The sequence below is a fragment of the Streptococcus mitis genome, from assembly GCF_008763935.1.
Classification (GTDB): domain Bacteria; phylum Bacillota; class Bacilli; order Lactobacillales; family Streptococcaceae; genus Streptococcus; species Streptococcus mitis_DB.
The window spans coordinates 35,325-59,214 of the sequence record NZ_VTQF01000001.1 but is presented as its reverse complement, the minus strand read 5'-3'; the positions used below and the strand labels follow the sequence as shown (position 1 = coordinate 59,214).

Annotated in this window: 22 protein-coding genes; 3 read left to right on the top strand and 19 right to left on the bottom strand. The window is 42.9% G+C overall.

What is annotated here, in order from left to right; translation table 11 throughout:
- Nucleotides 1–84: 84 nt before the first annotated feature.
- Both F9B91_RS11230 and F9B91_RS00275 read right to left on the bottom strand, forming a co-directional pair.
- Nucleotides 85–846: a DUF6261 family protein gene (locus F9B91_RS11230; RefSeq protein ID WP_191962376.1), complete on the bottom strand. Its 762-nt coding sequence runs from the start codon at nt 844–846 to the stop codon at nt 85–87.
- 25 nt (nt 847–871) lie between these two features.
- Nucleotides 872–1,087: a hypothetical protein gene (locus F9B91_RS00275; RefSeq protein WP_084886720.1), complete on the bottom strand. Its 216-nt coding sequence runs from the start codon at nt 1,085–1,087 to the stop codon at nt 872–874.
- Nucleotides 1,088–1,569: 482 nt separating this feature from the next.
- Here F9B91_RS00275 and F9B91_RS00270 point away from each other — a divergent pair, with 482 nt between their 5' ends.
- Nucleotides 1,570–2,187 carry a TVP38/TMEM64 family protein gene (locus F9B91_RS00270; RefSeq protein ID WP_150922201.1) on the top strand — a complete coding sequence of 206 codons (618 nt, stop codon included), beginning with the start codon at nt 1,570–1,572 and terminating at the stop codon, nt 2,185–2,187.
- A gap of 42 nt (nt 2,188–2,229) precedes the next feature.
- Here the strand turns inward: F9B91_RS00270 and scrK are convergent, their stop codons facing one another.
- Nucleotides 2,230–3,117, bottom strand: coding sequence for a fructokinase ScrK (gene scrK / locus F9B91_RS00265; protein WP_125452480.1), 888 nt, complete (start codon nt 3,115–3,117; stop codon nt 2,230–2,232).
- Between the two features lie 149 nt (nt 3,118–3,266).
- Nucleotides 3,267–5,204, bottom strand: a complete 1,938-nt coding sequence (locus tag F9B91_RS00260; RefSeq protein WP_084925696.1) for a sucrose-specific PTS transporter subunit IIBC — start codon at nt 5,202–5,204, stop codon at nt 3,267–3,269.
- Between the two features lie 378 nt (nt 5,205–5,582).
- On the opposite strand from F9B91_RS00260, the gene F9B91_RS00250 reads away from it, so the two are divergent.
- Nucleotides 5,583–7,037 (top strand): sucrose-6-phosphate hydrolase, encoded by a 1,455-nt coding sequence (locus F9B91_RS00250; protein ID WP_150922200.1) that lies wholly within the window; start codon nt 5,583–5,585, stop codon nt 7,035–7,037.
- Entirely contained in the window at nt 7,018–7,983 is a 966-nt protein-coding gene (locus F9B91_RS00245; protein ID WP_000226009.1) for a LacI family DNA-binding transcriptional regulator, read from the top strand. Before F9B91_RS00250 ends, F9B91_RS00245 begins: the two co-directional genes overlap by 20 nt.
- A gap of 35 nt (nt 7,984–8,018) precedes the next feature.
- On the opposite strand, the gene F9B91_RS00240 is transcribed toward F9B91_RS00245, so the two are convergent.
- The 15 genes from F9B91_RS00240 to F9B91_RS00170 form a co-directional block, all read right to left on the bottom strand.
- Complete coding sequence (locus F9B91_RS00240) at nt 8,019–9,293, bottom strand: hydroxymethylglutaryl-CoA reductase, degradative (RefSeq protein WP_150922199.1); 1,275 nt, start codon at nt 9,291–9,293, stop codon at nt 8,019–8,021.
- Nucleotides 9,293–10,465: a hydroxymethylglutaryl-CoA synthase gene (locus F9B91_RS00235; RefSeq protein ID WP_191962391.1), complete on the bottom strand. Its 1,173-nt coding sequence runs from the start codon at nt 10,463–10,465 to the stop codon at nt 9,293–9,295. Before F9B91_RS00235 ends, F9B91_RS00240 begins: the two co-directional genes overlap by 1 nt.
- Nucleotides 10,466–10,578: 113 nt before the next feature.
- On the bottom strand, nt 10,579–11,028 hold the full coding sequence (locus F9B91_RS00230) for a threonine/serine exporter family protein (protein ID WP_150922197.1): 450 nt from the start codon (nt 11,026–11,028) through the stop codon (nt 10,579–10,581).
- A 1-nt stretch (nt 11,029) separates the two neighbouring features.
- Nucleotides 11,030–11,788 carry a threonine/serine exporter family protein gene (locus F9B91_RS00225; RefSeq protein ID WP_150922196.1) on the bottom strand — a complete coding sequence of 253 codons (759 nt, stop codon included), beginning with the start codon at nt 11,786–11,788 and terminating at the stop codon, nt 11,030–11,032.
- 88 nt (nt 11,789–11,876) lie between these two features.
- Nucleotides 11,877–13,778, bottom strand: a complete 1,902-nt coding sequence (gene pknB, locus F9B91_RS00220) for a Stk1 family PASTA domain-containing Ser/Thr kinase (protein WP_150922195.1) — start codon at nt 13,776–13,778, stop codon at nt 11,877–11,879.
- Nucleotides 13,775–14,515 (bottom strand): Stp1/IreP family PP2C-type Ser/Thr phosphatase, encoded by a 741-nt coding sequence (locus F9B91_RS00215; RefSeq protein ID WP_000406255.1) that lies wholly within the window; start codon nt 14,513–14,515, stop codon nt 13,775–13,777. The genes pknB and F9B91_RS00215 overlap by 4 nt, the downstream gene beginning before the upstream one ends.
- 14 nt (nt 14,516–14,529) lie before the next feature.
- Nucleotides 14,530–15,843: a 16S rRNA (cytosine(967)-C(5))-methyltransferase RsmB gene (gene rsmB / locus F9B91_RS00210; protein WP_191962375.1), complete on the bottom strand. Its 1,314-nt coding sequence runs from the start codon at nt 15,841–15,843 to the stop codon at nt 14,530–14,532.
- Entirely contained in the window at nt 15,836–16,771 is a 936-nt protein-coding gene (fmt, locus tag F9B91_RS00205) for a methionyl-tRNA formyltransferase (RefSeq protein WP_143952951.1), read from the bottom strand. The genes rsmB and fmt overlap by 8 nt, the downstream gene beginning before the upstream one ends.
- A 12-nt stretch (nt 16,772–16,783) precedes the next feature.
- A complete protein-coding gene (locus F9B91_RS00200) occupies nt 16,784–19,180 on the bottom strand; it encodes a primosomal protein N' (RefSeq protein WP_150922193.1) in 2,397 nt (798 codons plus the stop codon).
- Between the two features lie 65 nt (nt 19,181–19,245).
- Nucleotides 19,246–19,560: a DNA-directed RNA polymerase subunit omega gene (rpoZ, locus tag F9B91_RS00195; RefSeq protein ID WP_000979235.1), complete on the bottom strand. Its 315-nt coding sequence runs from the start codon at nt 19,558–19,560 to the stop codon at nt 19,246–19,248.
- Nucleotides 19,561–19,584: 24 nt separating this feature from the next.
- Nucleotides 19,585–20,211, bottom strand: a complete 627-nt coding sequence (gene gmk, locus F9B91_RS00190; protein WP_000775041.1) for a guanylate kinase — start codon at nt 20,209–20,211, stop codon at nt 19,585–19,587.
- Nucleotides 20,212–20,340: 129 nt separating this feature from the next.
- Entirely contained in the window at nt 20,341–21,954 is a 1,614-nt protein-coding gene (locus F9B91_RS00185; RefSeq protein ID WP_000404934.1) for a ribonuclease Y, read from the bottom strand.
- A 190-nt stretch (nt 21,955–22,144) separates the two neighbouring features.
- Nucleotides 22,145–22,399, bottom strand: a complete 255-nt coding sequence (locus tag F9B91_RS00180) for a Txe/YoeB family addiction module toxin (protein WP_049492101.1) — start codon at nt 22,397–22,399, stop codon at nt 22,145–22,147.
- Between the two features lie 3 nt (nt 22,400–22,402).
- Entirely contained in the window at nt 22,403–22,657 is a 255-nt protein-coding gene (locus tag F9B91_RS00175; RefSeq protein ID WP_000388572.1) for a type II toxin-antitoxin system Phd/YefM family antitoxin, read from the bottom strand.
- 131 nt (nt 22,658–22,788) lie between these two features.
- A complete protein-coding gene (locus tag F9B91_RS00170) occupies nt 22,789–23,886 on the bottom strand; it encodes a nucleotidyltransferase (protein WP_150922192.1) in 1,098 nt (365 codons plus the stop codon).
- Nucleotides 23,887–23,890: the final 4 nt, after the last annotated feature.

The following is a 23,890-nucleotide window of genomic DNA, read 5'->3' as shown; positions in this document are numbered from 1 at the left end:
TCCTCTACATAATAGATAATTACTAAAATTATACCACGAAACCACAAAAATCCCCCTTAGAAATCCGCTTCTAAGGGGTTGTCTTTATCCTGCTTCTTGGGCTGGTTCTGCTGGTTTGGTCTTTTTATCTTTTTTGCTACTAGTAATGAGACGGCGCTTGCTATCTCGGATGCTATTGAGTTCCTTGAGGAGTTGGGTCAGGTGTTCCTTTTCAGGATAAGCTTCTGCACTGGCTGCGGTATAGCGCATAAAGAGGTCGTAACTAGTTGAAAGTTCGGTACGGAGTTGTCTGGTCTTGCCAACTTCCTTGGCAGACTTAGAAGCACGCGCCTTACTATCCACTTGGTCATATTCCTCTTGAGCATTGACCACAGCCGTCAGCATAGGTGTCAGTCCTAGACTGGTCACTGCCTCATGATAGGGTGTTTCACTAAGCGTTTTGAGCAGACTCTTGATTTCTGCCGTTTCTACATCATTGCTGTGCTTGGTGATGTCCTTATACTTAGCAAAGACTGGTTTCAGAGTTTCATGTGCTTCTTTGAGCTTGGCATCCTTAATCTTCGCAAATCCTCTATGAAGGGTAAAGAGACCGACCAAGGCACTATCACGATTGCGATCGACTTCTGTCAGATTGCTAGACTCTTTCGTCTCCACCGCCGCAAGTTGAGCTTGAAAATCATCTAGCTTGGTCTTGAAGGGTTCCAAATGTTTGGCATACATTCCCTCATCCTTGTTTGCCTTAGAAAAAGTTGCCAAACTTTGATGAGTATCCATCATCAGGCTTTCAAACTCACGGTTGGTAAAGTTGCTGTAACTAAGAGGGCGAATAGCGTATGTTTTTGTCATGATGATATCCTTTCTATTTAACGAATCATTTTGTTTTTTCTTTATCAAACCAAGACTGGATTAGTTCTGGAAGATAGACCTGTTTTTGATCTGTTTTTACAATGCTTCCTTGTCTACCATGTTGAATCAAAGGTCTATCCTTAAATACAAAGACTTGAAACAATACACAGACCAATAATACAATTCCAACTACAGGAAATGACCATAGTACACTCTCCTCATCATCTCTAACTTTCTTCATTAATTTTTCTCCTTTAAGTTGATACATTCATTCTAACAGTTTCCAAAACCATTTTAACCCCCATCCGCTCAACTGTCATTATTTCCATCTAAAATGTACTTTTCAGGACAAATCAGACATTTCCAACTTAAAAAATCTCTATCTGACTAGACATACACTCCTTCCATCAGATAGAGACTCTTGCTATTTTTCGATTTTAGCCTTTCTAGCTTTAGAATACATATAATCTTTAGCAAATACGACTATTCGAAAGCTAGAAGACCTCAAAACTTTCGTAGATAAGCTATTCGAAGCTTAGAATACTTTTAAATTTATGAAATTACGCTTATTCTAAATCTAGGATACATGTAAATTTTAGGAAAGAGATCTATTCTAAATCTCGAAGGCCTGTATTCCCATCTATTTCTCAGCAAAAACACTCATTCCCCCTTTCTCCTCCAAAATATGGTATAGTAGAAATATACTATCTATGAGGAGTTTACATGTCACAGGATAAACAAATGAAAGCTGTTTCTCCCCTTTTACAGCAAGTTATCAACATCTCATCGATTGTCGGTGGGATTGGGAGTTTGATTTTCTGTATTTGGGCTTATCAGGCTGGGGTTTTACAGTCTAAGGAAACCCTCTCTGCCTTTATCCAGCAGGCAGGTATCTGGGGTCCACCCCTCTTTATCTTTTTACAGATTTTACAAACGGTCGTCCCTATCATTCCTGGGGCCTTGACCTCGGTGGCAGGGGTCTTTATTTACGGGCACATCATCGGTACGATCTACAACTATATCGGCATTGTCATTGGCTGTGCCATTATCTTTTATCTGGTGCGCCTCTATGGAGCTGCCTTTGTCCAGTCCGTCGTCAGCAAGCGTACCTATGACAAGTATATCGGCTGGTTAGATAAGGGCAATCGTTTTGACCGTTTCTTTATCTTTATGATGATTTGGCCTATTAGTCCAGCTGACTTTCTCTGTATGCTAGCTGCCCTGACCAAGATGAGCTTCAAGCGCTATATGACCATCATCATTCTGACCAAGCCCTTTACCCTCGTAGTTTATACCTACGGTCTGACCTATATTATTGACTTTTTCTGGCAAATGCTTTGACACGTAAAAAATCCGTTTGGTTTCCCAAGCGGATTTTGTGCTTTATTTTGAAACTTCTTTTGCAAGAACAAAGTTCCCAAGAGTGGCAGAACCATTTCCCGCTACTGCTGGCGTTACAATGTAATCACGCACATCTGGTACTGGTAGGTAGCCATTAAGAAGAGATGTAAATTTCTCACGGACACGGTCCAGCATGTGTTGTTGAGCCATGACCCCTCCACCAAAGACAATCACGTCTGGGCGGAAAGTCACTGTCGCATTGACCGCAGCTTGAGCGATATAGTAGGCTTGGACATCCCAAACAGGGTTGTTGAGTTCAATATTTTCCCCACGTACACCTGTACGAGCTTCCAAACTTGGACCAGCTGCATAGCCTTCCAGACATCCCTTATGGAAAGGACAAACACCCTTAAACTCTTTTTCAATATCCATTGGGTGTCTAGCAACATAATAATGACCCATTTCAGGATGACCCATACCACCGATAAACTCACCACGTTGGATGACACCTGCACCGATACCTGTACCGATTGTGTAGTAAACCAAGTTTTCGATACGACCGCCAGCATTGTTACGGGCAACCACTTCACCATAGGCAGAGCTGTTTACGTCTGTAGTGAAGTACATTGGCACGTTGAGGGCACGACGAAGGGCACCAAGCAAGTCCACATTTGCCCAGTTTGGTTTTGGAGTCGTCGTGATAAAGCCATAAGTTTTTGAGTTTTTATCAATATCAATCGGACCAAATGACCCAACTGCAAGACCAGCAAGGTTATCGAATTTTGAGAAGAACTCGATGGTTTTATCGATTGTTTCGATTGGAGTTGTTGTTGGAAATTGTGTTTTTTCTACAACGTTAAAGTTTTCATCACCGACAGCACAGACAAACTTTGTACCGCCCGCTTCCAAGCTTCCATATAATTTTGTCATGATAAACCTCTTGTTTTTATTTTCTTTATTATAGCATATTTCGAAAGTCTAAATTTCTCTATTTTTTAGATTTTCCTCTGTAAATCTTACCATTCAAGCAAAAACGAACAAACATGTCATTTGTTCGTTTTCACATTAGAGAGGATTGATTAGATTTTCACTTCGATCACAGCATCCCCCTTCGCAACTGAACCTGTTGCGACTGGAGCTACTGAAGCGTAGTCAGCTGTATTTGTAACGATAACCATTGTTGTATCATCAAGACCAGCTGCAGCAATTTTGTTTGAGTCAAAGGTTCCAAGAACATCGCCAGCTTTAACCTTATCACCTTGAGCAACTTTTGCTTCAAAACCTTCACCATTCATAGATACAGTGTCAATACCAACGTGGATCAAGACTTCAGCACCATCAGTTGTTTTCAAACCAAAAGCGTGTCCTGTTGGAAAGGCGATTGAAACTTCCGCATCAGCTGGTGCATATACCACACCTTGACTTGGTTTCACAGCGATACCTTGTCCCATAGCTCCGCTTGAGAAGACTGGGTCATTGACATCAGCAAGAGCTACAACATCACCGACGATAGGAGTTACAAGTGTTTCATTTTGAAGAGTATCAGTCTCTTCCACTACTGGTGCTTCTACTGTAGGTTCAGTAACTGTTTCTGCGGTTGCTGTAGCAGCTTCATCAGCAAAGACACTAGCTGCTTTTGTTTTCCCGTAGAAATAAGTGAAAGCAAAGGCGGCAACAAAGGACATAATTTCCGCAACTATATACATAGGGATTGAAGCAGCCTTAATAGAAAGGAATCCAATAAATCCAGCCGCTCCCAATGAAACTGCAATAACGTGAGTTAAACCTGCTACGAAGGCACCAATTGCTGAACCAGCAAGGGCGCAGAAGAATGGGAATTTGTATTTCAAGTTTACCCCAAAGAGAGCAGGTTCTGTAATACCAAGGAAGGCAGAAACAGCAGCCGAACTTGACAATCCTTTTGTTTTAGCATTTTTTGTCAAGAAGTAGATTGCAAGAGTAGCCGCACCTTGTGCTACGTTTGCCATTGAAGCAACAACAAAGATGTAGTCTCCAAATCCAGTACCGTTATTATTGTAAGCAGACAACAATTGTGTTTCGATTGCTGGGAATGATTGGTGAAGACCTGTCATAACGATTAGTGAGTAAGTTCCACCAAATAGACCCATACCAAAGGCACCTGTTGTGTTGTACAACCATACAATCGCATTTGTAATCGCATCAGACACAACCAACATAACAGGACCGATAACTGTAAAGGTAAGGAAGCCTGTAAGCATCACTGATAAAAGCGGTGTGAAAGTGAAGTCAACTGCAGATGGCAATTTCTTGTGGAAGAATTTTTCCAAATTTGCTAACAACCAGATTGCAACAAGGACTGGAATAACTTGATAAGCATAGTTAGTTTGTGTAACATGGAAACCTAAGATGTCCCAGAAGGCTTCTTTACCACCCAAATCTGGAGTGGTCATAATCATACCAATTGCCGCACCAAGGAATTGGTTTGCTCCAAAGCGCTTGGCTGCTGAAATACCAACCAAAACAGGGAGGAACATAAATGGAGCAGCAGACATCAATTGAATCATAGCTGAGAAGCCTTTGATAGCAGGATACATATCTTCAATTGATTGAGGTCCAAACAAGTCTGGTGATGTCAAGAAGTTCCGTAAAGCCATCAAGAGACCACCTGCAACTAAGGCAGGGATAATAGGAACAAAGATATCTGACAAAAGTTTAATCAAGTCCATCAATGGATTGAACTTTTTGTCTTTATTAGCAATCTCTTTCAAATCATCTGTCGAAACTTCTTTCAAACCAGTTTTCTTGATGATTTCCGCATACACGAAGTTAACATCACCAGGACCAATGATAATTTGATATTGTCCGTTAGTGCTAAAAGTTCCCTTGACATCCGCATTATTATCTAGAGCTGCTTGATTCACTTTTGATTCGTCTTTCAATACCAAACGAAGACGAGTTGCACAGTGGGCTGCAGCTACAAGATTATCCTTACCGACAGCCTCAATGACCTCGGCAGCAACTTTACTATAATCCATAGCAAAAATCTCCTTATATAAAATTTTGTTCTTGTTTGAAAGCGATTTTATCCGCCCTTACGACTATTATTTTATCATGTTTTAGAAATATGTCAAGCGTTTTGCAGAAAAAATATTCTATCCACTTAGTAAGCTTGCTTTAGATTGATTGATTTTGACTGTTTTAGCAGGCATTCCTTAAAAAATAAGTTTAAAATCTTATTTAAAAGGGTTTTGTTTCATTATCTTTCATATTTTCCTGAAAATTTGATTGATTTCCTGCATTTATTTTGTGATAAACGTTTGACAGTTTTTTCTCTTTTTTAACATAAAAGGCTTGCATTTTTGCTCGAAAACGGTTACTATTAAAAGTGATAAGATTTTCGGAGGAATGAATGAATGGAATGGACAACTGAGCGTCGTTACAGACTTTATCAAGATTGGACGCAAGAAGAAATTAAACATATAAAAGAAAATATGGCACACTCTCCATGGCATACTCATTACCATGTTGAGCCAAAAACAGGACTTCTCAATGACCCAAATGGCTTTTCTTACTTTGATGGCAAGTGGATTGTTTTTTATCAGAACTTTCCTTTTGGTGCAGCCCACGGTTTAAAATCTTGGGTGCAATTGGAAAGTGATGACTTGGTTCACTTTAGAGAAACTGGAGTCAAAGTTTTGCCTGATACTCCATTAGATAGCCACGGTGCCTACTCTGGTTCTGCCATGCAGTTTGGCGATAACTTGTTCCTATTTTATACAGGAAATGTCCGCGATGAAAACTGGATCCGTCACCCGTACCAAATCGGTGCTTTGATGGACAAGGATGGCAAGATTACGAAGATTGACAAGATCTTGATCGACCAGCCAGCAGACTCTACTGACCACTTCCGTGATCCGCAAATTTTTAACTTCAAGGGCCAATACTATGCTATCGTCGGTGGACAGGACTTGGAGAAAAAAGGCTTCGTCCGTCTCTACAAGGCTGTAGACAACGACTATACAAACTGGCAAGCCGTTGGCAACCTTGACTTTGCTAACGACCGTACTGCCTACATGATGGAATGCCCAAATCTTGTCTTTGTCGGGGAGCAACCTGTCCTTCTCTACTGCCCACAAGGTTTAGATAAGAAAGTTCTAGACTACGATAATATCTATCCAAATATGTATAAGATTGGGGCTTCCTTCGACCCTGAAAATGCTAAAATGGTAGATGTATCTCAACTTCAAAACATGGACTATGGTTTCGAAGCCTATGCAACTCAAGCCTTCAACGCTCCTGATGGACGTGCTCTAGCTGTTAGCTGGCTTGGCTTGCCTGATATTTCATATCCATCTGACCGTTTTGACCACCAAGGAACCTTCTCTTTGGTCAAGGAACTCACTATCAAAGACGGCAAACTCCACCAATACCCAGTTGCAGCTATCAAGGACCTTCGTGCTTCTGAAGAACCTTTCTCAAACCGTGCCCAAACTAAGAACACTTACGAACTTGAACTCAGCTTGGAAGCTAATAGCCAGAGCAAGATTGTCTTACTAGCTGATCAAGAAGGCAAGGGACTTTCCATCAACTTTGACCTTGTAAATGGTCAAGTGACAGTGGATCGTAGCCAGGCTGGTGAACAGTATGCCCAAGAATTTGGAACAACTCGCTCTTGCCCTATCGAGAATCAGGCTACTACTGCTACGATTTTCATCGATAACTCTGTCTTTGAAATTTTCATCAATAAAGGAGAAAAAGTATTTTCTGGTCGTGTCTTCCCACATGAGGACCAAAATGGTATCCTGATTAAATCTGGAAACCCAACTGGAACTTACTATGAATTAGATTATGGTCGCAAAACTAACTGATGTCGCCAAACTTGCAGGCGTCAGCCCTACTACCGTTTCTCGGGTTATCAACAAAAAAGGATATCTCTCTGAAAAAACCATTCAAAAGGTTAATGAAGCCATGCGGGAATTGGGCTATAAACCCAACAACCTAGCTCGTAGTCTGCAAGGAAAATCGGCTAAGTTAATCGGTTTGATTTTCCCAAATATTTCCAACGTTTTCTATGCAGAATTGATTGATAAGCTGGAACACCAACTCTTCAAAAATGGTTACAAGACCATCATCTGCAACAGTGAGCACGATTCTGAAAAGGAACGTGAATACATCGAAATGTTGGAAGCCAATCAGGTGGACGGCATCATTTCGGGTAGTCACAACTTGGGAATCGAAGACTACAATCGCGTGACGGCACCAATTATTTCCTTTGACCGAAATCTGTCACCAGATATTCCCGTCGTCTCCTCTGACAACTATGCTGGCGGGGTCCTTGCTGCCCAGACCTTGGTCAAGACAGGCGCCCAATCTATCATCATGATTACAGGGAATGACAATTCCAATTCGCCAACCGGACTACGCCACGCTGGTTTTGCATCCGTACTCCCAAAAGCTCCTATTATCAATGTTTCCAGTGATTTTTCTCCTGTCAGAAAAGAAATGGAAATCAAGAATATCTTAACTCGACAAAAGCCAGATGCCATTTTTGCTTCAGATGACTTAACAGCTATTCTGGTCATTAAAATTGCTCAAGAACTGGGCATTTCTGTCCCTGAAGAGCTCAAGGTCATCGGATACGATGGTACCTACTTTATCGAGAATTACTATCCTCAACTGGCTACTATTAAGCAACCCTTGGAAGAAATTGCCTGCCTTACTGTTGACCTACTCTTGCAGAAGATCGAAGGCAAGGAAGTCGCCACAACAGGTTACTTCTTACCAGTTACATTATTACCAGGAAAAAGTATTTAAGCACAAGAAAACTCAGACCAATTCGTCTGAGTTTTTTATGATCTTAAGTTTTCTAGATAACACTGGGCAGTCTCTAAGTTAAAGGTTTTATCTGCGATGAGGCGATCGACTAGAGGAGCTACCTCGGATTCACTAGCACCTGCGAGGAGTGCTAAGGATTTGGCCTGCAATTTCATGTGGCCTTGCTGAATTCCTGTGCTGACTAAAGCTTTCAGGGCTGCAAAGTTTTGGGCAAGTCCGATAGACACGATAATCTGGGCTAATTCTTTGGCAGAAGGATTTCCCAGTAGCTCATGACTGAGGGCTACACGAGGGTTGAGACCGATAGAGCCACCCTTGGTCGCTACTGGCATGGGTAATGTCATCTCACCAACCAATTCTTCTGAGTCCCTATCTAGACTCCATCGACTAAGACCTTGATAGCGTCCATCTCGACTGGCAAAAGCATGAGCCCCGGCTTCGATGGCACGCCAGTCATTACCAGTGGCAATCAAAATGGCATCAATACCATTAAAAATTCCTTTATTATGGGTAGCTGCTCGATAAGGATCAGCCTGCGCAAACTGGCTAGCCAAAGCTATTTTCTCCGCAATTTCTCGTCCTTGATCCTTTTGGCGGCTCAAGTAGCGAAAGGCGATACGACAGCTTGCTGTCACCAGAGAATCGGTCGCGTAGTTAGATAGGATTCCCATGAGACTTTGTCCCTGACTGAGTTCTTCTAAGACTGGTTTCAAGGCTTCCAGCATGGTGTTGAGCATATTGGCTCCCATGGCTTCTTGGGTATCAACATGGAGATAAACAACAAGGAAGTCTGTTTCGCCTTTTATCTGTTCTACATGCAAATCACGCGCCCCACCTCCTCGTTTAACGATAGAAGGATAGGCTTGATTGGCAAGTTCCAAGAGTTCTGCTTTCTTGCTGGCGATCTGCACTTGCGCTAGATCAGAATCATCAACTTGATAAAGGGCTACCTGTCCAATCATCTGACGCTGATGGACTTGAGCAGTAAAGCCACCTGCACGCTTGATGATTTTGCTGGCATAGCTGGCCGCAGCAACCACAGAGGGTTCTTCTGTCACATAGGGAACTGTGTATTCCTGACCGTTGACGAGGACCTCTGGGACCAGCGAATAAGGCAGAGAAAAAGTTCCCACTACATTCTCACTCAGCTGGTCTGCCACAGTCACACTCATCTGTTCATCCTGCTCCAGACTCGCTTGTCTCTCAGGACTAAGGAGCGCCTGAGCTTTTAACAGCTCGAGGCGCTCTTGGTATGATTTTTTAGAAAATCCATTCCAACTTATCTTCATTATTTTTCAACCTTGCTATAACGGCGTTGGTGGTCGACAATTTCAACCAAGGCATAGTCTTGATTTTCATAGCCAGTAAACTGGGCAGAATTTGTTTCATCCAAGTCCACTTCCTCAAAGAAGACTTTTTCATAGTCAGCAACAGACAGGGCAGTTCGTTGGTTGAGCTTATTCAAACGGTCTTTATCCAGATAAGCTTCATATCCTTCAACCAATTCACCACTGAAGAACTCAGCCACAGCACCACTTCCGTAACTATAAAGGGCAATTTTATCCCCAACCTTCAAACTATCTGTATTTTCCAAGAGAGACAAAAGTCCAAGGAAGAGGGAACCAGTGTAGATATTCCCCACCTTTTGACTGTAGAGAATAGACTGGTCAAAATGCTTTTGCAAGAGGTCTTTTTTCTCTTGAGGCAAGTTCTTATCCATGATTTTTTTCAAGCCTTTTAGCGCTAATTTAGGATAAGGCAAGTGGAAGCAAACAGCCGCAAAATCATCCAAAGTAACCTGGTAGCGTTTTTGGTATTCAAGCCAAGTCGTTTTCAAACTATCCAAATATTGTTGGGTAGAATAGACACCATTTACATAAGGAGTTGTTGAGTAATTTGGACGCCAGAAATCCATGATGTCACGAGTCTGAGCCACATTGTCATTATTAAAGGCCATAATGCGTGGATTTTGTGTAATCAACATGGCCACACTGCCAGCACCCTGAGTTGGTTCTCCTGGAGTTTCAATACCATATTTGGCAATATCACTGGCAATGACCAATACCTTGGACTCTGGAGAATTTTCCACATGCAATTTGGCATAATGAAGGGCAGCTGTCGCTCCATAGCAGGCTTCTTTAATCTCGAAACTACGAGCAAAGGGCTGGATGCCAAGCAAGCCATGCACAAAGACGGCTGCAGCTTTACTTTGGTCAATTCCTGACTCAGTAGCTACAATGACCATGTCAATTTCTTGTCTCTCTTGCTCCGTTAAAATAGAATCACTTGCACTGGCCGCCAAGGTCACGATATCCTCAGTTAGGGGCGCAATACTCAATTCCTTGAGCAAGAGTCCTTTGCTTAATTTTTCAGGGTCAATTCCCCTCGCTTCTGCTAAGTCTTGTAATTTCAAGACATATTGACTGGTCGCAAAACCAATCTTATCAATACCGATTGTCATATTTACCTCTGTTTTATCATTCATTGTAAAAAATCGTTCTATACTATTTTATCACAAATAGCAGTAAAAGAGAGAAAAAAGACTTGATTCACCAAATCAAGTCGCTTATTATTCTAACCATTATGCTGTTTTCGTAAGTGAGAATAAAGTCTGAGAATCACTGTTCCACTAGCCATTCCAATGGAAATGACCAGAGCCAGCATAACAACTAATGTTGCACTTGCCAGCGCTTTATTATAGTCCCCTGTCACAAAAAAGGCAGTTGTTCGGTAGGAGAGATAACCCGGAACCAGTGGTGCCAAGATGGCCAAGATAAAGACCACAGCAGGTGTCTTATAAAGAATACTTAAAATCTGGCTGACACAAGAACCAATAATAGCCGCAATGAAGGTGGCTACGATGACATTGGTCGGTTCTTTAAGCAAGAGATAGATTAGCCAGACAGCCATGCCCAAAATTCCTCCTGGTAAGAGCATGGACCGCTGAACATTGAGTACGATTAGAAAGGTAATAATAGCAAGAAGACTTGCTACTGCTTGTAATAAAAAGGTTGTTAGTGTCATATCAATTCATCAATACCAAGGCGACAGAAGTTCCTGCCCCTAAAGCAAGGGTGATGAGCAGGGATTCAAACATCTTGCTCATACCAGAGTTTATGTGGTTAGTCATAATATCACGGACCGCATTGGTCAAGGCAATTCCTGGTACAAAAGGCATGACCGCACCAGCTATAATCAAATCTGCCGTTGAGGGAAAGCCTGTGTAGCGAGCCCAAAACTGGGCTATCATCCCAAAGACAAAGGCTCCAGCAAAGGCTGTCACAAAGGGAATTCGAATAAACTTCTCCACATAAAGGGAAAAGGCAAAACCAAATAAAGTAGCCACTCCTGCCCCAAGTGCGTCGTAGATATTTCCACTAAACATAATCGAAAAGAATGGGGCGCTAAAGGTCGCAGCCAGAGTTACCTGCAACTTAGTATAGGGAAGGGGTTGAGTTTGTAAAGTCGTCAATTGCTTGAAGGCTGTTTCTAAATCAATCTGCCCCCCTACCAACTGACGAGAAATCTGATTCACATCGCAGACTTTTTCGATGTTATAAGAAGAGGAGGTCACGCGCTTCATACGCGAAATATTGGTATTTTCAATGGAGAAAAAGATTGCGGCAGGCATGGCAAGAACATTGCAATCCACAATCCCCTGCGAATGCGCAATTCGAATCATGGTATCTTCTACACGATGAATCTCTGAACCACTTTTTAAGAGAATGGTCCCTGCTAGCATAATCACATCGATGACGGCATTTAATTCTTTTGATTCTTCCATGCTTTCCTCCTTTTATCAACTCCCTCTATTCTATCACAAATCTGGAGTCAAAAAAAATCTTTGCCATGAAATCATGACAAAGATTCGTTTAATCACGAGAATTTTCGTGGTTTCCTTCACTACTTGATTGATTAGTAGAATGAGTATCTCCTCGTTGATTTCCTTGCTGGTTCCCCTGACTTGGTGTTGTAGTAGAACCTTGGTTTCCACGTTGGGCTGGTGCTGATGATGATGTTGACGGCGGTGTTTTCGGTTTGTAAATTGAAATCTTGATGCGTGTCTTATTCAAATCTACCTTTTCACCTGCTCTTGGACTCTGTTCAACGACGGTACCCTCAGCAGTTCCGGAAGGAGCTGTGGTAACTTCTACAACTTCAATGTTGGCTTCTTTAATACCGACAATTTGAACGAGATTATTTTTAGTAAATTCAAGACTAGATCCTATATAACTTGGCATAGCAACGCTGGTTACTTTCTTAGCAATAGTTAAAGTAATTGTTGAGGCCTTACTCAAATCATAAGTTGTTCCAGCTGACGGGCTCTGTCTAAGAACTGTTCCTTCTTCACTCTCGCTTGATTCTTCTTCCTCTATCTTGATGAGATTTTCAGGTACCTTCTTCTGCTTGAGTTCTGCGATAACATCGGTCGATTTACGGCCGATATAATTGCTCAATTGGAAAGATTGCTTACCTGATGAGACAACCAAATTGATTTTCGTTCCTTCTTTTCGACCAGTTCCAGCGTCAGGATCTGTACGGATAATCCGCCCTTCTTCCACCTTTTCACTAGCCTCTGATTTCTCCTCGCCAATCTCAAAATTGGCTTTCTTGAGGGTTTCCTTGGCTTCCGCCACTGTCTTACCTGCCACATCTGGAATGGCAATGGTTGCAGGAGTTCTGGATAGTATCCAAATAAGAGAAGCTGCCACCAATACAATGCTGGCCAACAAAATCATATAGCGAACTCTAAATTTCCGTTTCTTAACAGGCTTGGTTGCGTAATTGTCCTCTGAAGCCTGCTGACTCGGCTTCGCAGTCTGTGGCTTTGGACTTTGTGTTTGCACCTTAGGAATCGAAGTCAAGGTACTTTGTGGAACTTTAGGAAGAGTCTTGGTGTCAGCCTTAGTGGTATCATTAAACACCAATTTAGGCTCATTGCGACGATTATAAGACAAACTACTAGACAAGTCCACATACATCTCTGCAACTGACTGATAACGATCTGTCAATTTCTTGGCAGTTGCCTTGATGACAACATTCTCTAAAGCCTGAGGCACAGATGGATTCTCAGCTATAACCGATGGCAATGGTTTCTGGAAATGCTGGAGGGCTATGGTCACTGCACTATCCCCATCGTAAGGGATATGTCCTGTCAACATCTCATAAAAGATGATCCCCATGGCATAGATATCACTCTGTACAGTCGCTTTAGAACCACGCGCCTGCTCTGGTGACAAGTAGTGAACCGAACCCAGCATAGAGTTGGTCTGAGTCAGACTCGTCTCTGCAAAGGCTACCGCAATCCCAAAGTCTGTGACCTTGGCAGTCCCATCTGGTGTCAAGAGGATATTTTGAGGTTTCAAATCACGGTGAACAATGCCTCTAGTATGAGCTAAGCGCATAGCCAAGAGGATTTGTCCCATGATTCGGACCGCTTCTTCATTTGAAAGAGGGTGATGTTCCTTGATATAGCGCTTGAGGTCAAGTCCTGCTACGTACTCCATAGCTAAGTACTGTTGACCGTCTTCCTCACCAATATCTGTTATCCGAACGATATGAGGATGGTCTAGATCTGCCATAGCTCTCGCTTCACGCTGAAAACGAGCTACAGCTATTGGGTCCGTCTGGTAGTTGGTCCTCAGGACCTTCACTGCCACTTCTTCTCCATCTAGAATTAAATCCTTGGCCAAATAGACATCTGCCATGCCTCCTCGGCCAATCTGTTTCACAATCCGATACCGCCCGGCAAAAATCTTGCCGATTTGGATCATTCTTCATCCTCCTCGTTCATAGAAACAAGGGCAACCGTAATATTGTCTAAACCTCCTGCATTGTTAGCAAAACGCACGAGCGTCGCTGTTTTATCTGCCAAAGGAATATCACTGGTTACAATATCACAAATCTCACTGCCTGAAATCATGTTGGTTAATCCATCGCTATTAAGTAGGAGATAATCTCCTGTCGCAAGGGTAATCATTCCAAAATCAGGCTGAATTTCGTCTTTTTGACCAATTGACTGGGTAATAATATTTTTCTGTGGGTGGCTAGCTGCTTCTTCAGGTGTCAATTGACCAGCCTTGAGCAATTCATTGACCAAAGAATGGTCGCTTGTTAACTGGTGGTATTCCTCTCCACGAATCAAACCGATACGAGAATCCCCAATGTGGGCATAGATAGCCTGATTGCCAATAATAGCAACAGCCTCGAGAGTTGTTCCCATTCCTTTATAGGCTTCATCTTGTCCCAATTGGTTAATCTTTTGATTTTCAATCTCAAGGTTGTTAGCAAACCATTCACGCACTTCATTAACTGTATCGATTTGAGTATCTACCCAAGCTACACCTAGGTCTGTTACCGCCATTTCACTAGCGATATTCCCTGCGCGATGACCTCCCATACCATCAGCTAGGATAATCATGGTACGTCCAGCTCTATTGACATAGTGGTTGACATAGTCTTGGTTATTTGTTCGTTTCTGACCAACATCTGTTAATAATGAAATTTCCATGTGTTAGTTCCTTCCTAATCTGATATCTTGCGAAATTGACTGATAAAGAATCCATCACTTCCATACAATTCAGGTGTAATGAGGATACAGCCGTCTTTCATGATATCCTTACATTCATGTTCTAGTGTTACCTGCTCAAATTCAGGATGACTTTCTAAAAAAGCCTGTACGACTTGAAAGTTCTCCTCTGAGACAATAGTACAGGTACTATAAGTTATTATACCACCTTTGCGTAGTGTTTGACAAACACTACCTAATATTTCTAGCTGAATTTCCTGCAAGGACGCGAAATCTGCCGTTTCTTTATTGTATTTGATGTCTGGTTTTCGGCGTAGAAGACCAATTCCTGAACAGGGAGCATCCACCAAAATCTTATCAAATGAATTCTGACCAAAAAACTCATGCACCTTTCTGGCATCCAATTTTTGAGTTTGAACCCGATCTGCAACTCCCAGACGTTGAGCATTTTCTTGGATTAAGTCCAACTTGTGGTCATATAAATCCAGAGCAGTTACCTGACCTGTCGTGAGATAAGAGGCTATATGAGCTGTTTTCCCACCCGGAGCTGCACAAGCATCTAGAACCTGCTCATTTCCTTGTAGATCAAGCGTCGGCGCAACCAATTGACTGGACTCATCTTGGATAGTAATGGCTCCCTCCGCAAACAAATCATGGCCTGCAAAATGCCCTTGCTCCTTAACCAGACCAGAAGGAGACAAAGGTGAATCACTAGCCTCCAACAAGGATTGGATTTCCTCTTTTCGACTTAAATCGGTCACACGAATGCTGGCTTTGTTGCGCACCAGAAGACTTTCAAAGATGGCTTGTGCTCGCTCTTCTCCATATTCTTCCTTGAGCTTGGCAACTAGCCAAACTGGGAGAGAATAGGCAATGGAGTCACGCTTGTTTTTTCGTTTGATGCTGGTGATATCTGGCCATCCTTCACGTAGAATACGACGAAGGACAGCGTTGACCAATTTTTCACTGCCTTTTTTACGGACTTTGGCCAATTCTACTGCTTCATTGACCACAGCATGGTCTGGAATCTTGTTCAAATAGCGGAGCTGGTAGGCACTCATGAGGAGAAGGACGTAGAGCCAGCTGTCTAACTGATCTCTGTCTTCGATAAAGTGGGATAGATACCATTCTAAGGTGAGTTTACGGGTTACCGTTCCATAGACCAGCTCGGTCGCCAAACCCTTGTCTGCTGCTGAAAGTTGGCTTCCCTTGAGATGCTTATTTAAGGCGATGTTTGAGTATGCTTGGTTGATAAAGACATCCTCTAATACTGCTAGGGCTAGACTTCTAGCTGTTTCTACTTTAGTCACCAAATCGTTCTCCTACTGTCAATGTCCGTCCAACACCGTTGAGGAAGGAAGCAATGTCCATCTTAGGTTTACCAGCTGGCTGCACTTGTTTGAGGGATAGAGCCCCTTCTGCCGTTGCGACAATCAATTCTTTCTTGCCAATAGAGAGAATCTCACCTGGATTTCCCTGACCTTCTACTGGTAGTGCTTCATAAATCTTAAAGCGGTCGCCCTTAAGGAAAGTATGGGCAACAGGCCACGGGTTCATTCCACGGATCTGATTGAAAAGTTGACGATTGGTCTTAGTCCAATCTAGTTTTTCTTCTTCTGGCTTGATATTTGGCGAGAAAGTGACCTGACTTGGATACTGCGGTTCAGGTTTAATGTCACCAGCAATGTAGGCAGGCAAAGTATCCAAAAGCAAATCGCGACCAACAAGAGCTAATTTCTCAAACAAGGTGCCAACATTATCCTCATCTGTGATCGGAATGCTACGACGAGAAATCATATCTCCTGCATCCATTTCCTTAACCATTTCCATAATGGTCACACCAGCTTCCTTATCCCCTTGAATCAATGCATAATGGATTGGCGCTCCACCACGATGTTTAGGAAGAAGAGAAGCGTGAACATTGACCGCAAAGTCCATGCTATCAAGGAGTTTACTTGGGAGAAACTGCCCAAAAGCAGCAGTCACAATTCCATCCGCTCCTAGTTTCATAATAGCTTCCATCTCTGGACTTCCAGATAGTTTTTCAGGTTGATAAATAGGAAGCCCTGCTTCTTTGGCAGCCTGCTTAACTGGTGTTTCTTGGATCACTTTTTTGCGGCCGACAGCACGGTCTGGCTGGGTCACAACAGCTAGAATCTCATAACGGTCATCTGTCAAAAGTCCTTTTAAGACAGTTGCTGAAAAGTCGGGTGTCCCCATAAAGATTAGTTTTGTCATATCTTCTCCTTCTTATAAAAATTGCTGTGGCTCATGGTCAATGCTGAGACGGAGCTCACTATTTTCTCGAACCTGAGTTAAGGCCAAAACTTGATTTAGTGTCGAGCCCAAGTCATCTTCTAAACGATATTTGATTAAAATTTGATAATGATAAAGATTATGAGTACGGGCGATGGGTTTGGGCGTTGGCCCAAGAATGTTACTGGTCTCTGACAAGCCTGACCGCAAAATGTTCATAACTTCATAGGCGCGTTTGATTACCTCTTCTTCCTTCTTGTGAGAAAGGGTAATGCCAATGGTGAAATAGTAAGGTGGATAGCCAAGTTGTCGTCTGATCCCCATTTCATAAGCGTAAAAGCCTTCGTAGTCCTGATCCTTGGCAAATCGAATAGCGTAGTGCTGCGGATTGTATGACTGAATCAGGACCTGACCTGCTTTTTCAGCCCGTCCTGCCCGACCTGCCACCTGAGTCAAGAGTTGAAAGGTTCTTTCGGAAGAACGGAAATCAGGCAAATTCAAGGCTGTATCGGAATTTAGAACTCCGACCAAAGTCACATTGGGAAAATCCAATCCCTTAGCAATCATCTGAGTTCCTAGCAAGATATCCGCTTCTCCTCGTCCAAACTGGTCAAGAAGAGCTTGGTGACTACCTTTCTTACGAGTCGTGTCCACATCCATCCGTAGAATGCGGGCCTGCGGAAAGAGTTCTGCTAGCTCGTCATAAGCCTTCTGTGTCCCCGTCCCATAGTAACGAATACTGCGACTCTTACAGTTAGGACAGAACTGAGGAATGTCCTTAGAAAAACCACAATAATGGCAGTTCATGGTCTTGGTATCCATGTGCAAGGTCAAGGAAATGTCACAGTTGGGACAAGTATCCACGGTCCCACACTCCCGACACATGACAAAACTAGAATAACCACGGCGATTGAGCATGAGAACCACCTGCTCTTTTTTAGCTAGACGGTCCTGAATGGCTTCTAGCAAGGGAGGCGTAAAGTTTGACGTCTCGTTTTGTCCGATATAGTCTCGAAAGTCAATTACTTGAACTTCAGGGATCCTAGCTAAAGGATTGGCGCGTTGGGTCAGACGTAAATGTTGATAAACGCCTTTGCCAGCCCGAGCACGGCTTTCTAAGCTCGGTGTCGCGGAACCAAGAACCAATGCCGCTTGATTGTATTGGGCCCGTAAAATAGCCACCTCTCTGGCATGGTAACGGGGATTGCTGTCCTGCTTATAAGTCGCTTCATGCTCTTCATCGATAATCATGACACCCAGATTTTTCAGCGGAGCAAAGATGGCAGATCTGGCACCCACAACAACTTGAGCATCGCCACGTTCCACTTTGCGCCATTCATCATACTTTTCACCATTGGACAGGCCTGAATGAAGAATGGCCACTTTCTCACCAAAACGAGCAATAAAACGCTCGGTCATCTGTGGAGTCAAGGAAATCTCAGGCACCAGCAAAATAGCTGTCTTGCCTTTGTCCAAGGCCCCTTGGATAATCTGCAAATAAACCTCGGTCTTCCCACTTCCTGTAATCCCTTGAAGGAGGAAGGGAGGCTGATGACTGCCAATCGCACTGACAACCGCATCACGCGCCTGCCTTTGCTCTGGATTCAATTCCAAAGACTGACTTGTTTCAATTCCTTCAAAATAAGCAGCCGAGCGTTGAACTTCCTTTTGGACTATGGTCACAGCACCTTGTTCCACAAAGAAGTTGACTTGCTCCCGCGAGTAGGACTCTAACAAACTAGCCAAAGAAGCACTCTCTGGATGAGACAGCAAATAATCTCTCAATTCCAACTTTTTCTTAGCACGCGTAGAAATCTCTACACTTTCTAATTGAGCAAGGTCAACCTCATACCAAGACTGGGTCTTGACCTTCTTTTGATCAATTGCCTGATATTCTAGACCAAGCAGGCCTTTTCTAGTCAAACGCATCATTTCAGCTTGCTTAGCTAAATCCAGAGAAGAAAATGCAAGCGAATCCTCTGAACCAAACAAGCGCTCTCGGTCTTCCTGACTCAGACCTGCAAGAGGATAGAGAATCTTGTCATAGCTGGAATTCAAAAATCCTGGCAACATAGCCTTGAGGATAGAGATTTTGTAAGAAAAGACAGACTTGCGGAGCTCCTCAGCCAGCCAGAGTTGTTCTTGCGTGAGTACAGGAGAAAAATCCAGTACCTCAGCAATATCTTTTAAGTCTTGTTCTGTCTCTTCTTCATCTGATCGAGACTCTATACCAAGAACAATCCCTTGAATCAGGCGATTTCCCTTACCAAAGGGCACGTGGACCCGCATCCCGACTTCCAGCATTCCCTCGAATTCCTCAGGAATCCTGTAACTATAGGGCTGGTCCGTCTGCATCAAGGGCACATCTACAATAATCTTGGCTATAGCCATCTTCTCACCTCCTCCTTGTCAGTATATTCTTGCAATAGAAAAAATAAGATTGAGTCCCCCCAACCTTAAATTTTTTCACCATCTTCTTTTTCTTTAGCAATTTGCTCTTTGATTTTCTTTTCTTCTTCTTCTTTGCGACGTTTTTCTTCTTCGATACGGCGACGCACTGCTTCACGTTTCCCTTCTGGATCTGGGTGAATTGTTACGTTTCCTGATTCGATTTCTTCTAAAGCGCGAAGAGTTGATTTTTCAGACTTGAAACCTTGAGTTGCTGGCGCACCTGCTTCCAATTCGTGGGCACGTTTTGCTTCCAAGATTACGAGTGAATATTTTGAAGGAACCTTGTCGAGCAAGGTATCAATAGAGGGTTTTAACATCATTTGCTTGTACCTATTTTCTAAATTTTATCGGGTAGTTGGAGATTTTGGTAACATCTCCTGATAGTGACCAATGACACGATCCACACGGAAGTGCTCTGCTTCAATAACACGTTTGACACGCTCAGCAGCTAGGGGCACCTGATCGTTGACAATCGCATAATCATACTCACGCATGAGGGCAATTTCTTCCTTGGCTTTTTCGATTCGTTGGGCAATCACTTCTGCACTATCTGTTCCACGTCCTACCAAACGATCTTGCAATTCATCCAAATCTGGTGGTGTCAGGAAGATAAAGACAGCATCTGGAACCTTTTTCTTGACCTGAAGAGCGCCCTGAACTTCAATTTCAAGGAAAACATCGATTCCCTTGTCCAAGGTTTCATTGACATAGGTCAGAGGAGTTCCATAGTAGTTGCCGACATATTCTGCGTATTCCAACATCTGTCCTTGACGAATCAGTTCTTCAAATTCTTCGCGAGTACGGAAGAAATAGTCAACACCATCCACTTCTCCAGGACGTTGTGCGCGTGTCGTCATCGATACAGAGTATTGAAATTGGTTTTCAGAACTCTCAAAAATCTCTCTTCTAACCGTTCCTTTTCCAACCCCTGAAGGACCAGAAAAAACGATTAGTAAGCCTCGGTCTGCCATTGTGTCTCCTTTTAGTCAGTCTGTGAAATAACATTTCTCTAGAATAATGACAAAAAGCCAGATTATCCTTTACAGTCTTTCTATCTAGTGTAACAAAAAAGCAGTAATTTTTCAACTGCTCTTTCTTATTTATTTAGCATAATCTACTGCACGAAGCTCGCGAATCACGGTTACCTTGATATTTCCTGGGTAATCTAGATTGTTTTCAATTTTCTCACGAACTTTGTGAGCCAAGATTGTGACTTTGTCGTCCTTGATTTGTCCTGGATTGACCATGATGCGGATTTCACGTCCTGCTTGAAGGGCAAAGCTATTTTGTACTCCTTCAAAGCCGTTAGCAATTTCTTCCAAATCATGGAGACGCTTGATGTAGCTTTCAAGAGACTCACTACGAGCACCTGGCCGAGCTGCGCTCAAGGCATCTGCTGCAGCGACGATCACTGCAATGACGCTCTCAGCTTCAACATCTCCGTGGTGACTAGCAATCGTATTCACCACAACTGGGTGTTCCTTGTACTTACGTGCCAGTTCCATACCGATTTCAACGTGGCTACCTTCAACCTCGCGGTCAATGGCTTTTCCGATATCGTGAAGGAATCCAGCACGACGGGCAAGAGCCGCATTTTCACCAAGTTCGCTCGCCATGATACCAGCCAACTTAGCAACCTCAATCGAATGACGCAAGACATTTTGTCCATAAGAAGTACGGAACTGCAAACGTCCCATAATCTTCATCAAGTCTGGATGAAGGTTTGGCGCACCAATCTCATAGGCTGCTGCCTCACCGTATTCACGGATCTTATTGTCAATCTCTTGACGGTTTTTCTCAACCAGCTCTTCGATACGAGCTGGGTGGATACGACCATCTTTGAGCAACATTTCCATAGTCATACGGGCAATCTCACGACGAATCGGATCAAAACCTGACAAGGTCACTACTTCTGGTGTATCGTCGATAATGACATCAACCCCTGTCAAACTTTCAAAGGTACGAATGTTACGACCTTCACGACCAATAATGCGTCCCTTCATAGTATCGTCTGGCAGATGAACTGTTGAGTTTGTTGACTCTGCTACATATTCACCAGCGATACGTTGCATAGCTTGAACCAGGATGTCCTTGGCCATTTTGTCAGAACGTTCCTTGACCTCTTGCTCAGCTTCGCGAATACGGCTAGCAATCTCCTTGGTCAAGTTTTCCTCTGTCTGTGCCAAGATAATATCTCGTGCTTCTGCCTGAGACAGAGCACCAATACGCTCTAGTTCTGCTTCTTTTTGTCTTTCGACTTCCTCTAATTGCTCTTCACGCGCATCAAGGTTTTTAGCTCTATCAGAAATACTTTGTTCTTTTTGTTCAAGTGTTTGTTCTTTACTCGTCAAATTGTCGTCTTTACGGTCAAGGCTAGTTGCTCTCTCTGTCAAACGACTTTCGATTTGTTTGAGTTCTTGACGTTCTGATTTGAATTCAGCGTCCACTTCTTCACGGTATTTTCTGGCTTCTTCTTTGGCCTCCAATAGTGCTTCTTTTTTAAGAGACTTACTTTCACGCTTAGCTTCATTAACCAATAAATCCGCTTCACGTTCAGCTTGTCCACGTAAATTAGTTGCTTCTTGTTCAGCATTTAAAAGCATCAACTCTGCAGCTTCCTGAGATGATTTCATCTTGGCTGAGATGCTGACATATCCAATGACTAAACCAATGATGACGGCAAAAACAGCAATCGCAAGCGACATGATTTCCATGTTTTTACCTCATTTTATTGTTATTCCGAATGACATACATTCTTTTACATTCTACCATAAAAAAGTGATTTTCACAAACCTAAAATAGAATATGTTTTGAGGAATTTGGAATGCATTTGCTAAAATAAACTTGTTATTTAGAAATAGTAGTTTAGTAGAGACTTGAGAAAAAGCCTACTTTTAAGCAGACTTAGTAATGATCTTTGAAAGACAAGAAAGCGATGCTATCCCCATCCATCATATAAATCAAGCGATTTTCTGCATCAATACGCCGTGACCAAGCTCCTTGGTAGTCATACTTGAGTGGTTCTGGTTTACCTATTCCTGTAAAGGGATCACGTTGAATATCCTTGATTAGTTTATTGATTCTTTTTAACGTTTTCTTATCCTGATTTTGCCAGTAGCAATAATCTGCCCAGGCATCTTCTGTAAACTTGAGCAGCATTCATCACTCCTCAATAACATGGACCTGAGTGCTTCCAGCACGAACTTGAGCCATTCCTCTCAAAACCTTGTCTGATAACTCCTTATTTTGAGCGATTCTCAGGGTTTCTTGAATACTATCCCACTCACTCTTTGAAAGAACTACAATGTCCTCATCTGGATTTTTATTAACCACCGTCAAAGGCTCAAATTCATCATTTACCTTTTTCATGTAGTCCTTTAAATGATTTCGGAATGTTGAGTAAAGAACTGCTTCCATAACCATACCTCGTTTTACCTCTTTTCCACTATTATACATGAAAAGAAAGAAATTGTCAGGAACTTGTACAAGATTTTCTTTTTCTATCTATTTATTCGTAAAAAATTCAAAAAGTCCACCTTTCAGTAGACTTAGTTTATTTCTATTCTTATCGGCACTCTTCCAAAATTCTGCTCTGCTATACTTGGCTTTCCCAGTTGGTAAATCTGGTCTGCCTTTTGGGTCATGACATCCCAAGGTTCTTTGCCAATTCGGCTGACTAGATTGACCTGACCTTTCAGAGACTTAAGGTGTTGTCTGCCTTTTTCGGTAAAACCAAGGACATGAATCCCTTCTGGTAAGTCACTTTCTCTAGCTTGCACCAAGATATAAGTCAAAAGGCGTCTGACACGCGCTTTGGTATATCGTTTGGTCGCAACCGCCTCGACCAATTCTTCCACAGACTGGGCTGTTTTAATAGCTTCATTAATGCGCACAGCCATTTCTTGATTGACCTGATAGATGGTGGTTAGGTCTGGATTGGACAAGATTTGATAGCGAAGCAAGGGAAAATAGTCTTCCCAACTCACCTTATTAGCCTGCTCAAAGAGAGCAACAGATGGCATAAAGCGTTCTAAGAAGTCTTGGTCCTTCTGATGCTGACGCAGAGCTGTCGCCGAGGCAAAGTCCACATCTTTATCCACAGAATGGTAGCCCGCTCCCTGACGCTGAATCGGATACAGCCTGATGTTTCGTCCTGCAACTACCTTGGCATAGGCAAGGGCAAGAACATGATTGGGCGTATTGCCTGAAAAATCAAGATCTGCAAACTCCTTCCACATGGCTTGGGTTTTCTGGGGATAAGATAGGGAATCAGGTAGATTTTCCACAAATTTCTCCATCTCAACACTTTTCTCTGTGTATAAGTCAGCAATTTTCTGGTAGTCCAGAACTTCCTCTGTCCCAAAAGCTAGCCTATCAATACCCAACCGAGCCAAGATATCCACAGCACCTTGACCAAAGAAATCTGCTGCCTGAACACTGACTAAAAAGGGCAATTCTACTACCAAATCTGCCCCATTTCCCAGTGCCATCTGGGCCCGTGTCCACTTGTCCACGATAGCAGGCTCACCTCTCTGCATGAAATTCCCAGACACGGCAACGATTTTCAGCCCCTTCGCCTGCTCAAGCAGGTATTTATGCCCATTATGAAAAGGATTAAACTCCGCGATAATACCTGTGATGGTCATAGTG

Bases quoted from the DNA above. Each gene is read 5' to 3' on its own strand.
- F9B91_RS00250 (WP_150922200.1), top strand. From the start codon at position 5,583: ATGGAATGGACAACTGAGCGTCGTTACAGACTTTATCAAGATTGGACG.
- fmt (WP_143952951.1), bottom strand. From the start codon at position 16,771: ATGACAAAACTAATCTTTATGGGGACACCCGACTTTTCAGCAACTGTC.
- F9B91_RS00260 (WP_084925696.1), bottom strand. From the start codon at position 5,204: ATGGATTATAGTAAAGTTGCTGCCGAGGTCATTGAGGCTGTCGGTAAG.
- F9B91_RS00225 (WP_150922196.1), bottom strand. From the start codon at position 11,788: ATGGAAGAATCAAAAGAATTAAATGCCGTCATCGATGTGATTATGCTA.
- pknB (WP_150922195.1), bottom strand. From the start codon at position 13,778: ATGATCCAAATCGGCAAGATTTTTGCCGGGCGGTATCGGATTGTGAAA.
- F9B91_RS00245 (WP_000226009.1), top strand. From the start codon at position 7,018: ATGGTCGCAAAACTAACTGATGTCGCCAAACTTGCAGGCGTCAGCCCT.
- F9B91_RS00185 (WP_000404934.1), bottom strand. From the start codon at position 21,954: ATGGAAATCATGTCGCTTGCGATTGCTGTTTTTGCCGTCATCATTGGT.
- F9B91_RS00235 (WP_191962391.1), bottom strand. From the start codon at position 10,465: ATGACAATCGGTATTGATAAGATTGGTTTTGCGACCAGTCAATATGTC.
- F9B91_RS11230 (WP_191962376.1), bottom strand. From the start codon at position 846: ATGACAAAAACATACGCTATTCGCCCTCTTAGTTACAGCAACTTTACC.
- rpoZ (WP_000979235.1), bottom strand. From the start codon at position 19,560: ATGATGTTAAAACCCTCTATTGATACCTTGCTCGACAAGGTTCCTTCA.
- F9B91_RS00200 (WP_150922193.1), bottom strand. From the start codon at position 19,180: ATGGCTATAGCCAAGATTATTGTAGATGTGCCCTTGATGCAGACGGAC.
- F9B91_RS00230 (WP_150922197.1), bottom strand. From the start codon at position 11,028: ATGACACTAACAACCTTTTTATTACAAGCAGTAGCAAGTCTTCTTGCT.
- F9B91_RS00180 (WP_049492101.1), bottom strand. From the start codon at position 22,399: ATGCTGCTCAAGTTTACAGAAGATGCCTGGGCAGATTATTGCTACTGG.
- F9B91_RS00170 (WP_150922192.1), bottom strand. From the start codon at position 23,886: ATGACCATCACAGGTATTATCGCGGAGTTTAATCCTTTTCATAATGGG.
- scrK (WP_125452480.1), bottom strand. From the start codon at position 3,117: ATGACAAAATTATATGGAAGCTTGGAAGCGGGCGGTACAAAGTTTGTC.
- F9B91_RS00270 (WP_150922201.1), top strand. From the start codon at position 1,570: ATGTCACAGGATAAACAAATGAAAGCTGTTTCTCCCCTTTTACAGCAA.
- F9B91_RS00275 (WP_084886720.1), bottom strand. From the start codon at position 1,087: ATGAAGAAAGTTAGAGATGATGAGGAGAGTGTACTATGGTCATTTCCT.
- F9B91_RS00240 (WP_150922199.1), bottom strand. From the start codon at position 9,293: ATGAAGATAAGTTGGAATGGATTTTCTAAAAAATCATACCAAGAGCGC.
- F9B91_RS00175 (WP_000388572.1), bottom strand. From the start codon at position 22,657: ATGGAAGCAGTTCTTTACTCAACATTCCGAAATCATTTAAAGGACTAC.
- F9B91_RS00215 (WP_000406255.1), bottom strand. From the start codon at position 14,515: ATGGAAATTTCATTATTAACAGATGTTGGTCAGAAACGAACAAATAAC.
- gmk (WP_000775041.1), bottom strand. From the start codon at position 20,211: ATGGCAGACCGAGGCTTACTAATCGTTTTTTCTGGTCCTTCAGGGGTT.